Annotated in this window: 9 protein-coding genes; 5 read left to right on the top strand and 4 right to left on the bottom strand. The window is 33.4% G+C overall.

All coding sequences use genetic code 11. The features are described from left to right. Positions 1–32: 32 nt before the first annotated feature. The 4 genes from HNP99_RS12800 to HNP99_RS12785 all read right to left on the bottom strand — a co-directional run bounded on the left by HNP99_RS12800 (position 33) and on the right by HNP99_RS12785 (position 7,074). Entirely contained in the window at positions 33–470 is a 438-nt protein-coding gene (locus tag HNP99_RS12800; protein WP_173853778.1) for a retropepsin-like aspartic protease, read from the bottom strand. Then, positions 467–3,076 (bottom strand): CHAT domain-containing protein, encoded by a 2,610-nt coding sequence (locus HNP99_RS12795; RefSeq protein WP_173853777.1) that lies wholly within the window; start codon positions 3,074–3,076, stop codon positions 467–469. The genes HNP99_RS12800 and HNP99_RS12795 overlap by 4 nt, the downstream gene beginning before the upstream one ends. An 80-nt stretch (positions 3,077–3,156) precedes the next feature. Then, positions 3,157–5,112 carry a PKD domain-containing protein gene (locus tag HNP99_RS12790; RefSeq protein ID WP_173853776.1) on the bottom strand — a complete coding sequence of 652 codons (1,956 nt, stop codon included), beginning with the start codon at positions 5,110–5,112 and terminating at the stop codon, positions 3,157–3,159. An 87-nt stretch (positions 5,113–5,199) separates the two neighbouring features. Beyond that, positions 5,200–7,074, bottom strand: coding sequence for an OmpA family protein (locus HNP99_RS12785; RefSeq protein WP_173853775.1), 1,875 nt, complete (start codon positions 7,072–7,074; stop codon positions 5,200–5,202). A gap of 279 nt (positions 7,075–7,353) precedes the next feature. Between HNP99_RS12785 and HNP99_RS12780 the strand changes: the two genes are divergently transcribed. The 5 genes from HNP99_RS12780 (at position 7,354) to HNP99_RS12760 (ending at position 11,830) form a co-directional block, all read left to right on the top strand. Beyond that, a complete protein-coding gene (locus HNP99_RS12780) occupies positions 7,354–7,938 on the top strand; it encodes an RNA polymerase sigma factor (RefSeq protein ID WP_173853774.1) in 585 nt (194 codons plus the stop codon). Between the two features lie 2 nt (positions 7,939–7,940). After that, a complete protein-coding gene (locus HNP99_RS12775) occupies positions 7,941–8,666 on the top strand; it encodes a tetratricopeptide repeat protein (RefSeq protein WP_173853773.1) in 726 nt (241 codons plus the stop codon). 178 nt (positions 8,667–8,844) lie between these two features. Continuing rightward, positions 8,845–9,612: a TatD family hydrolase gene (locus HNP99_RS12770; protein ID WP_173853772.1), complete on the top strand. Its 768-nt coding sequence runs from the start codon at positions 8,845–8,847 to the stop codon at positions 9,610–9,612. Positions 9,613–9,672: 60 nt separating this feature from the next. Beyond that, positions 9,673–10,815, top strand: coding sequence for a 1-acyl-sn-glycerol-3-phosphate acyltransferase (locus tag HNP99_RS12765; protein WP_173853771.1), 1,143 nt, complete (start codon positions 9,673–9,675; stop codon positions 10,813–10,815). Further along, positions 10,799–11,830, top strand: coding sequence for an asparaginase (locus tag HNP99_RS12760; protein ID WP_173853770.1), 1,032 nt, complete (start codon positions 10,799–10,801; stop codon positions 11,828–11,830). Before HNP99_RS12765 ends, HNP99_RS12760 begins: the two co-directional genes overlap by 17 nt. Positions 11,831–11,851: the final 21 nt, after the last annotated feature.

The raw sequence follows: 11,851 nt of genomic DNA, 5'->3' as shown, positions 1-11,851 counted from the left end.
TTTAGCCTTGGCTTTAATCCCAAAAAAAACACTTATTGTAAGTACAAGTACTTGTTGCAATAATCTATAATCGCCTTTCCCTTTAGTAAAACATCAGCGCCTATAATTCCATGAACCGGTTTTGATTTGTGCTGTATTAGCGCTTCATTAACATGTGACAAATCAAAAATAACCAAATCAAAATCAATGTCTTTCCAAGACCCCAATTGAAGGGTGTTGTTTGAAGCGGTTTGGGTTTGCATTCCTGTTGCTCCCGCACCTGATGCTAATGTTTTGGAATCCTCGGCTTGGACCAGAAATAATGCTACGCTTTCAAAACCAATACAGCTGTTTGAAGCTCCTGTATCTAGAATAAAATCTCCTTTTATGCCATTAATTGTCGCTCTTATCAGCAAATGCTGCGTTTTGGAAATCTTGAATTTTATTTTTTTGTATTTCTCCTTTTTTAGGAAATCGGGTAGGGTTTTCATTTTCTATTTCGAATATAAATCAAAAATAGGCTAATTAGAATAAATAAACCAATAATGTAATAGCTATAATAGGTTGTAGGTTCTTCTGTTTTTAAAGCGCCATAATACACAAAGGCACTCCAATAATAGGGTGATTTTTTGGCGTTCGGAATACTTTTATCTGCCAAAAAATCAAGTTTTGCTTGATGATTGGCTTCTACAAATGAGTTCCCTTTTTTTAGATAATTATAAAATTTATCCATAAAAGTAGCAGTCGTAAAATCGTTTACACGCCATAGAGAAAACAACAAGTTTTGGGCGCCAGCAAACTGAAAACCTCTGGCAATACTCATCGCACCTTCGGATTTAAAGATTTTACCAATACCTGTTTCGCAAGCACTCAAAACGACTAAATCGGGATTGATATTTAAATTGTATAATTCAGTGTAAACGATTTCCTGGTCGTAAAATTTTATGCTGGCGGGCGTTACAATATCACCTGCAGCTGCGTGAGTGGATAAATGTAAAATGGAATAATCAGTTGCGTTTTTCTTGAAATTTTCGAATGTGGCACTAGAGTTTTCGAAAAAAGTTCCATCAAAATTCTTTTTTATCGATTGCAATTCGTCTTTAGAAAAAGCTAACTCGTAAGCTGTTTTTTCAAAAACGGGAAAAATACCTAAAACTTGTTTTTTATGTTCTTCAGCCTGCTTATTGTTGAGGTAAAAAGCAATAGAGTTATTATAACCAACCGTATATTGGTTGAGTAAATAATTCATTTTGGCAAAATTTGTAGTGGCCGATTCTTGGGTAATTAGTGTCTCAAAAGGTAAAAAATTTAAAATTCCGTCAGGGATAATAAGTAAGTTTTTATAGGCTGGATTGACGGGTATTTTTAATAATTGATAAGCTATATTCCCATAATGATTAAATCCATCAATATCATTTGTAATGGTATTGGCATCATTGAAATAATCTATAAATTGAAATAATTTTACAGAAGTGTGCGCCTCGTTGCTAAAAGAGTGTAAGGAAATTTGTTTGTCAACGATAGTAAAAAAAAACATTTTATGAGTTCCCGAAAAATATTCAATCAGTATAGCATTGTCATTTTCTAGCTTAGTATATAAAGATTGCAAATCGATATCTGCTGCGGTTGTCTTGTTTTCTTTCGTTTGCTTTTCTTTCGAAAGTAACATAACCTCATTCTGTTTTTTTATCGCTTGATTTATTTTCGAAATATCAGCCAAACTTCCTTTTTGTTGTTCTTTTGTAATAATAGTATTCCAATTTTGAAGTTGTTCCGATAGTTTTTTCTGCTCTTTAGATTGGGAACTGTTTTTATTTAGTGTTGTTTTTAAAACGACAGACTTTGTTTTTTCGGCTAGTAGGAATGCTTTTTCGATATAAGTTATTTGGTGTTCTTTTTCAAAAAGGGATTGATAAATGGCAATGCATTTTTCGGTTCGATTTCGATTTCTAATTTGGGTAATAATTTTTGAGTTTTCATACACCAAAAGGCTTTGAAATAAGGCTTCAATTTGAAATGAAAGGGCGTAACTTTTTAATGCCTTTTTAGGTTGGCTTTGCGCCAAAAACAAGTCCGCTTGCAGGTCCAAAGCATCAAGTAGAATCGTTTCGGCATAAAGTGAATTGGGATCTGGTAGGACGCTTTTTTGGCTGGAATAATTTGGAATTAATATTTTATAAATATATTGGACAACTAGAGTTGATTCTTTTATTTTACCTTGCTTAAAAAGTAGGTTGGCTTCATCATAGGTGAATTGTGCTTTCTTTCTTTGGTTTGGATTTGGAACTTTTGCGAAAGCGATTTTGGCTTTTTTAAAGTAAGATAAAGCCATTGAAATAGCACCTCTTTCCAGTTTTAATTTGGATAAATTATTATAGGCATTCGCTAATGCCTCGTATTGTAATGGTTCTTTTTCTAATAAAAAGGCGGCTTTTAAAAACGCTTTTTCTGCATTTTCAAAAGCATTAGGTTTCATTATATTTGATTTGGTGTTTAATAAATAATTGGAGCCTAAATTATTGTATAAAAGTCCTTTTTGGTTGGCATTTAAGTGGTTTTCATGAATGGTTTTTTCCAGTAAGTTTATGGCTTGATCTATTCTACCCGTATTTTGATAAACGTTGGACAAATTGAGAATAGCAGCTTGTTTTTGTTGATCGTTTTTTTCTTGGCTCGCAACATAATAATATTGTTTTATGGTATTTTCGGCATTACTGTAATCACCTATTTGGGTATATAAATTCCCCAGTGGTTTCAAACAGTATTCGGTTATATCATAATTGGAGAGTTTGTTTTTCTGGTACATTTTCCAAGCATTTTCATAACTTGAAATGGCTTGTGTTGTTTGACCAAAATTATTCTCATAATGTGCCTTATTACAATTTAATATTACAATGGCGAGCAGCTCATCTTTGTTTTTTGAAGTGGTTGATGAAATACTTTTGCTAAAGGATTCTAGTTTTTTTAAATTTTCTTCGGTTGGATGCGCTGTAAAATGATCTAGTGCGTTATAAATTTTCTCTTCTTGAGTTGAGTAGGATTGTCCAAACGTCATCAGAGAGAAAAAAAGAAAAAGTATGTATAATAATTTAGTCATAATTGGTTATCTCGCAAAGAGATACAAATATTTTTAGGAGCACAACTTAGTTAATTTCTAGACTTTAAATGAAATAATCTCTAAAATTTCCAGATCCCATAAAATTGAAAATAATTAAAGTTTTCTTTGAAATTCAGAACATAGCGTGCACCAAAACTGGGGCCAATTCTCGCTGCTCCGATAGTAAGGTCAAAAAGTAAACCTGTTTTTAAACTAGTAAAACTATTGCTTGTTATCACAGAATCCTCTTTGCTACTAGTTACAAATATAGGTTTGTCATTTTCGTATAAGTCCGTTTTGGTGGATTGTTCTTGTTTTTCGGATGCATTAATATTGGCTTGAATACCAGCTCCAATGCCTATAAAATTATTTATATTGTAGCGTATCAACAACGGAATCTCATTGTTAATATTGGTGTTTTTTGTTGTGTTTGTAGTTCGTTGCAAGCGGTTTACTCCAGTGGCATCTTTAATAAGAACGTCGGTAATTGTTGTTGCAGTATTGTAATTGTTGAAACTATTCAATAATTCTGCCTGCCAATAAAAGCGGTACGATTTGAATGGTGAAATAGTTGCGCCTACAAAATAGCTTGTTGATTTGTCCAAGCTAGGATAGTAATTGTAGCCTGCCTTAACTCCAATTGAGACTCCAGGTAAGAATCGAGTAGTAGCGTAATTGGTTATTATAGGTTCGTTTTTGTCAAATATAATTGCGGTGCGACTTTTTGTACTCACTTTATGAAAGTCTTTATTGAATTTCATGGAGTACTTCACGAAGCCTTTGGTGCTGTCTTTTTCTTTTACGTTTTTTTGCTCGCTCCCGGGCAAATAAATGTTTTTGAAGGTAAAAAAGATTTGGTCCTTTTTTATAATTGTATCCAAACAGCTTATAGTAGGTTCTTGTCCTTTTGGGCATATGGGGCATTTAGGATACATGTCCTCGATTTGAAAAGTTTTCTTATCGAGCATGTCCGAAACATCGGTTTCTAAACGAATCATTCTGGCAGGACCTTCGCCGTTATTTTGAAAACGGGTTTTAAAATTCACTCTTTTAAAACGGACTAATCTATAATTCAAAAAACTTCCGTTTGAACCCATTTTGTTTGGATCGTGAGACGTTACGATTTGCATTTCTAAATTGACTACTTTATGGTTTTTAAAACTTCGATTTGGAACAAAAATACCGCGCATAGTAACGGTTGCACTGGTGTCTTTGATCATTTCAGGAGTTGTTTTTAAAGTGTAAAATACATTCCGTGTTTCTTTTGGATTGGCACCATCAAACTCTAAAATAGAGACATTTTTATACCATTTATTGGCTTCGAGTAAACTTGCGTCCAAATCGGTTTGTGTAGTGGTTTTTTGATATTTTTTGGCTGTAGCCAATGAATGATTCTCGGAAGATGCCCAATAGGAATTGGAATCTTCGATAGCATCCACAAAAGCAAAGTTGTTTTCTTTTACTTCTCTTTCGCCGGCATAAGTTCGAGTGCTAGCCAATTCAAAATTATTGTTTTTAAATTGTTTTTCGTTGTAAAAAAGGTAGAGTTTTCCATCGGCGACATAGTTTTCTAGATTTTGATAACTCAGTATAACAATCATTTCTTGGTCAGGGATGGGGTCGCAATTTTTTTGGATTGCAAAGCCATTTTGGTCTTCGATAGAAGCTATTTCATTGTATTTTTCATTGGATATTTCATTTACAACTACTTTTTTGGGACGTGTAGCGGGCGGTTTTCCGTTGTCGTAATTATTGGTTACTGCAAGTTGAGTGGTATAAGTACCCTTGTTTTTATAGACATGTTTGGGTTCGGCTTCTTTGCTGTAATGGCCATCTCCCATTTCCCATAAATAGGAGTAGCTTGGTTTTGGTGCGCCAGAAATTGGGATTAGTGGCGGCGTTGTTGGTTTAAACGAAACCAAATTTCCTTTTTGATCGTATCCAATATTCGCTCTTCGGGTGATAGTGTCTTTTACTTTAGTTTGTGAAAAAGAAATTAGTGTGAATAACAAAAATAAGGGATATAATTTATTCATAATCAATTGGTTTGTCTGGTTAGGATTTATAAAAATAGGAAAAAGCGGTGAATTTCTCACCGCTTTTAAATTATAAAAAGAACATTTTTATTGTGGACAAATTACTTTTACCTCTGTTCTTCTGTTACTTTGGTGTTCTGCTTCAGAACATTCTACTCCGTCTGCACAACGATTAAGAAGTTTTGATTCACCATATCCTTTACCTGTCAATCTCGCTCTTGCTATCCCTTGAGAGGTAATATAATCTACAGCTGCATTGGCTCTGTTTTGAGATAAGGTTTGGTTGTAAGCATTTGAAGCTCTAGAATCGGTATGAGATGACAACTCAACTTTTACACCTGGATTGTCGTTCATAAATTGAACCAATCTGTTTAATTCTGGTTTTGCATCTTCTCTAATGAAGTATTTACCCAAGTCATAATGAATGTTTTTTAGAGCAATTGCAGTTCCACAATCTGCGGCATCCATACATATTTCTAGTTGTATAAAAAGTGATTTGTTTCTATCGTAATCTTTAGTAAAAATGGTCATTGTTTGTGATAAATAATTCTCTTTTTTACCATAAATGCTATAATTTGTATTTTGTAAGGCTTGAAAAGTAAATTCTCCTTTTTGATTTGTATTTGTATTTTTTTGACTTGCTAATTGATTGTTTTTTAGAACAATAGTTACACCATCTATTGCAATGCTCGTGTTGCATATTACTGCTTTTCCTTTGATAATGAAGTTGCTGTCTGCATATAATATATCTTTTATTATAGTTTGATCATTTTTAAATTCTGATTTCTTCGCTGTATTTCCTTCAAGTGCAATGTCGTTGTACATCCCTTCGATAGTATAATCATCTGGTAAAAGATCACAAAACTTAACTACTCCAAAAGCATCTGTTTTTGCTGTTTCAACAACTACTCCTTTTGAATCTTTGATCGATACATCTGTATTTGGCAAAATTTCGTTTGTAAATTTGTCTTTTGCAGTAGTTTGTACACAATATTTTTTCTCTACTGGAGCTGTTTTTGTTACTTCTACAATTTCCTTCGGAGCTTTCTTTGATGGACTAAAACGGTATGTCAATCCTGCAAATACACCTACCGATGATAAATCTATTTTACGTCTAAGATCTGCTGTTCCTGAATTTCCACCCAGATTGTCACGTACAATTTGGTCACTATTAAAAGCATTGATTGTAGTCGATCCACCATCAACATCTTGTCGGATTGCGGTTGTACCTGCTTCATAATAATATACTTGTTGTGGGCTACCCGCTGTCATATAACCGTTACTTACAAGTAGGTCATTTTTAGTCGATTCTTGTGCTCCACCAAAATAATTCATGTAGTAGGCACCTGCATTTACTCCCCAATGTTGGTTGAAAAAGTACGTAAATCTAGCTTGAACTTTTCCGGCAAATAAATTTTGTTTGTCCCAGCCTGAATGATAGGTTAACGGATCCTTTGAGTCGTCTTTTCTAACACCTTCCACTAGTATTTCTCCTCCATCAATTGTCCCTAAACCGGCTAGTAAAGACAATTCGGCTTGAAATTTATTGTTTTTACTCAAGTGTCTAAAAGAAGGTCCTGCTCCTACAAACATTCTAGTAATATCGTTTTTGGTTACTGTTACATCAGTATAAGCAATTGCTGTTGGAATTGGTCCGTTGTTTTCATAAAAGGGGTTGTTGATATTGCTTTTTGGACTGTTTTTGATGTAGTCAAAATCGGCTTGCAATCCAAACCAGCTCCAGTAATGATTGATGGATATTCCGCCCATAAAGCCTCCTTTATAATCGATGTACTTGAAGTCTTCTTTGTAATTTGGGAAATCATATCCTGCTCGGGTTGAAAATTGCCATTCTGTTTTTTTGGCTGTTTTCTCAATTGCGTTTGAAACTTGCGCTCTACTGTTTTGGAATCCCATTCCAATCAAAAGCATTGCTAAAATAATTTTGAAATTTGTTTTCATGATATTGGTTTTAATTTAGTTTAAGATTTATACTGTTATATCAACTTGGGTTTTGAATTGTTACCCCTTCAATCTGATTTTTTTTTATCTCGTTATAATTTTCCAAAGTGTTCGAGTAAAATACCGTCTGATTTTTTTAATAAATTTTTCCATAATGTAAATTTTTGATGAACTGATTGTTGGTTTATATCCTTATATCAATCTCGGTTTAAAATTGTTACCCCTTTAATTCGAATTTATTTCAGATTCTTTTTTACATTAGCATATAATTCTTTTTCTATGGCTAATTCTACACTTCATCCCGATCAATCCTATATTGAAGGACTTGCCAATAATGATTCGGTAGTTATTCAATCTATTTACAAGAAGTTTATTCCCAAAGTGATTTCTTATATAAGGAACAATTCTGGCGATGAAGATCAGGCTCAAGATGTAGTTCAGGAAATTATGATTTTACTGTTTAATCAGGCCAAAGCGGGAAAGTTGCAGCTTAGCTGTCCTTTTGATGCCTACTTTTTTTTGTTGTGTAAAAGAAAATGGCTCAATGAATTAAAAAAAGTATCGAATAAAGGGGTAACAATTGATGAAGATTTTACATCTAATAATGAGCCTACTGAGGATATGGTTGCACAAACCGAAGTATTCGAAGAAAAACAACAACTTTTTGACGCCATGTTTCAAAAGTTGGGCGTTAAGTGCCAAGAGTTATTGAAGTTAAGTTTTACCATTAAATCAATGGAAGAAGTAGCCGAAAAACTTAATGTAACTTATGGTTATGTTCGAAAGAAAAAATCATTGTGCACCGGACAATTGACGCAGTGGATTCAAGAAAATAGTCGTTTTAAATCTTTAAAAATCACCTAGCCATGAATGAGCTAAACTATATAGTATTCGATCAATACCTTCAAGAGGAAATGTCTGTTGAAGAAAAATTGAATTTCGAAAAACAATTGGCTGAAGATCAGGAAATGGCTTCGGCATTTGAAGTTTTTAAGGACATGCAAAGCCAGTTGGAAGTTAAATTTGGATTTGAAGAAGAAAGAAACGTGTTTAAGGACAATTTAAAATCGATCTCCGACCAACAGTTTGTTGGTAAAAAATCAAAAGTGATTACGCTAAAATCAGTCTCTTATTTAGTTGCAGCTTCGGTTGTTTTGTTTTTGGGGTTGTTTCTTTTTAATTCCAATTCTAATCCTAATTTTGAAGACTTTAACCAACATGAAAATGCTTATTTTACAGAAAGGGGTGTGGCTGTTGCCAATTTGAAACAGGCAGAAACGGCCTTTAATGCCAAAAAATATGAAGTTGCGATCCCATTATTTGAATCTATTTTAAAAGAAAAGAAAACACCCGAAATTCAATATTTTTATGGTATTTCATTATTAGAAACAAATAAAATCAAAGAAGCCGATTCAATTTTCAATGAATTAAAATCAGGACATTCCGTTTATAAAAACAAAGCGGTTTGGAATCTCGCTTTATCAAAATTGAAACAGAAAGAGTATAAGGCATGCAAAAAGATCTTGCTAACCATTCCATCAGATTATGAAAATTATGAGGAAGTTCAAAAATTATTAAAGAAGCTGGATTAATGTTTTAAAGTCGAAAGAATCAAAAGGAAATAGAAGATACAAAGCAAGCAAACGAATTTTACTGGTTTTGTGTCTTTTGCTTTTTGAAAAATTAACATAAAACTTTTAAGTCTTTTGCGGTTAATTTTTAAAAATCTTTGCAATTTTGTATATTCAAACCTTACCATTAGAAATAAAAATGATATTAACCGATACGCATACCCATTTATACTCAGAAGAATTTGATCAAGATCGTACCGAAATGATTCAAAGAGCACTTGATGCAGGTGTGAGCCGCTTTTTTATTCCAGCGATTGACTCTTCCTACACTAAGGCAATGTATGATTTAGAAGCCAATAATCCTGAGCACGTATTTTTAATGATGGGTTTACATCCTACGTATGTAAAAGAGAATTATATTGAGGAGTTAAATCATGTAAAAGAGGCATTGTCTAATCGTAAATTCTATGCAATAGGAGAAATTGGGATTGATTTGTACTGGGATAAAACGCATTTAAAAGAGCAACAAATTGTTTTTAGAGAACAAATCAAGTTAGCAAAACAATATAAATTGCCAATTGTTATTCATTGTCGGGATGCTTTTGATGAAGTTTTTGAAATTTTAGAAGAAGAAAAAGGACCTGATTTATTTGGTATTTTTCATTGCTTCACTGGAACTTATGAGCAAGCGCTTCAAGCCATTTCGTATAATATGAAATTGGGAATAGGAGGCGTAGTTACTTTTAAAAATGGAAAAATAGATCAGTTTCTCAGTACGATAGCGTTGAAACATATTGTTTTAGAAACTGATTCTCCTTACTTAGCACCAATTCCTTTTAGAGGAAAAAGAAACGAAAGTAGTTACTTGAAAAATATTGTTGCAAAACTAGCCGCGGTATATGAAGTTTCAGAAGAAGAAATTGCGAATGTTACTACGGAAAATTCCAAAGTAATTTTTGGTATTTAAATATGCATTTCATTATAAATTGATATTTTTTTTGTTCATTTGCCACCTAAAATAACCAAAATGCAAAAATTTGACGCTATTAGGCCATTTTATGATTCTGAGATTAATCAGGCCATTTTAAATGTGATCAATCATCCCATGATGAAGGCGATGATGAACTTTACATTTCCTGATACTGCTGATGAGGTTTGGAAAGAGCAGCTTAGAAAAACGCATTCTATTCGTGATTTTCAATGTAATTTTATCTATTATACAATTCAGAGAGTTCTAGAAAAAAGTTCTGAAGGGTTAACGACTTCTGGTTTTGAAAAACTAGAGAAAAACGAAGCCTACCTATTTGTCTCTAACCATAGAGATATTGTACTCGATACTACATTATTAAATGTTTGTCTTTTCGAAAAAGGATTGATAATGACGGCTTCCGCAATTGGAGATAACCTAGTGAAAAAGGATTTCTTGAATACATTAGCTAAAATGAACCGAAATTTCTTGGTTCAAAGAGGCTTATCGCCAAGAGAAATGTTAGGGAGTTCAAAATTATTGTCAGAATATATTGGACATCTAATCCAGCATGAAACGCGTTCTGTATGGATTGCGCAGCGTGAAGGAAGAACTAAAGATGGTGATGATGCAACCAATCCAGGTGTTTTAAAAATGCTTGCTATGGGTTCTGATGAAGCTAATTTGATGGATTATTTTAAAAAAATCAAAGTTGTTCCCGTTTCGATTTCTTACGAATATGATCCAACAGATGTTTTGAAGATTCCGCAATTAATGGCTGAGTCTAAAAATGAAGTGTACGTTAAAGAGAAAAATGAAGATTTCATGACGCTGTTGAGCGGAATTTTAGGTCAAAAGAAAAAAATTCACATTCACGTAGGTGATGTTTTAGATAAAGAATTAGACGAAATTAAAGGGGAGTTTGATAATGCTAACAAGCAAATACAAGCTTTGGCACAAGTAATTGATCATTCTATTTTGAAAAATTACAAGCTGTGGCCTACAAATTATATCGCATACGATATTGTAAATAAAACAAATGAATTTGCTCATTTATACACTGAAAACGAAAAATCACTTTTTGAGCGCAGACTTGAAATGCGAATAGATGCAGAGAATCCAGTTGCCTTACAAGGAATATTGGATATGTACGCTAATCCCGTTTTTAATAAATTGAAATATAAAGATGAGTCAAAAAGCTAGAATCCTTTTAATATATACTGGTGGAACCATCGGGATGAGCAAGGATTTTGAAACAGGCGCTTTAAAAGCGTTTAATTTTAATAAGCTTTTGCAAAAAATTCCCGAATTGAAGCAACTAGATTGCGCAATTGAAACCTATTCTTTTGAGGATCCTATTGATTCGTCTAACATGAATCCTGAGCAATGGTACAATATTGCTGCTGTTATTGAGGATAATTACACTTCCTTTGATGGGTTTGTGGTTTTACATGGCTCAGATACTATGTCGTACTCGGCATCAGCATTGAGTTTCATGTTAGAGAATTTAGCAAAACCAGTTGTTTTTACAGGTTCACAGTTGCCAATAGGTGATTTGCGTACTGATGCTAAAGAAAATTTAATAACTGCCATTCAAATTGCTTCTTTGTTAGAAGTCGGTCGTCCCGTGATATCTGAAGTTTGTTTGTATTTTGAATATAAATTATACCGAGGGAACCGTACAACTAAAATAAATGCAGAACATTTTAGAGCATTTACTTCTCCCAATTATCCTGAATTAGTAGAGTCAGGTGTGCATTTAAAACTGAATCCTGTATTGTTCTTGCCGCTTGTAGGTAATGCCGCTTTCAAGGTTCATAAAAAAATGGATACTAATGTAGCTATTATCAAGATGTTTCCAGGAATGAGTGAAGCGGTGTTGTCAGCAATACTTTCGATAAAAAACCTAAAAGGAATTGTTCTTGAAACTTATGGTTCAGGAAATGCGCCTACTGAGGATTGGTTTTTAACGCTGATGCGAAAAGCAATTTTAGACGGTTTACATATCATTAATGTAACGCAATGCTCTGGCGGAAGTGTGAACATGGGACAATATGAAACCAGTACGGTATTGAAAGAAATAGGGGTAATTTCAGGTAAAGACATTACTACCGAAGCTGCAATTACTAAATTAATGTATCTCTTGGGTCATGATATTGCACCAACGAATTTTAAAGCTGTTTTTGAAACGTCACTACGTGGCGAAATTTCTCTTTAATAATCTAAAATGTTTTTTAGG

Source organism: Flavobacterium gelidicaeli, assembly GCF_013294005.1.
Classification (GTDB): Bacteria; Bacteroidota; Bacteroidia; order Flavobacteriales; family Flavobacteriaceae; genus Flavobacterium.
Note: the sequence above shows the minus strand (reverse complement) of the source record. Positions and strands in the feature narration are given on the sequence as shown.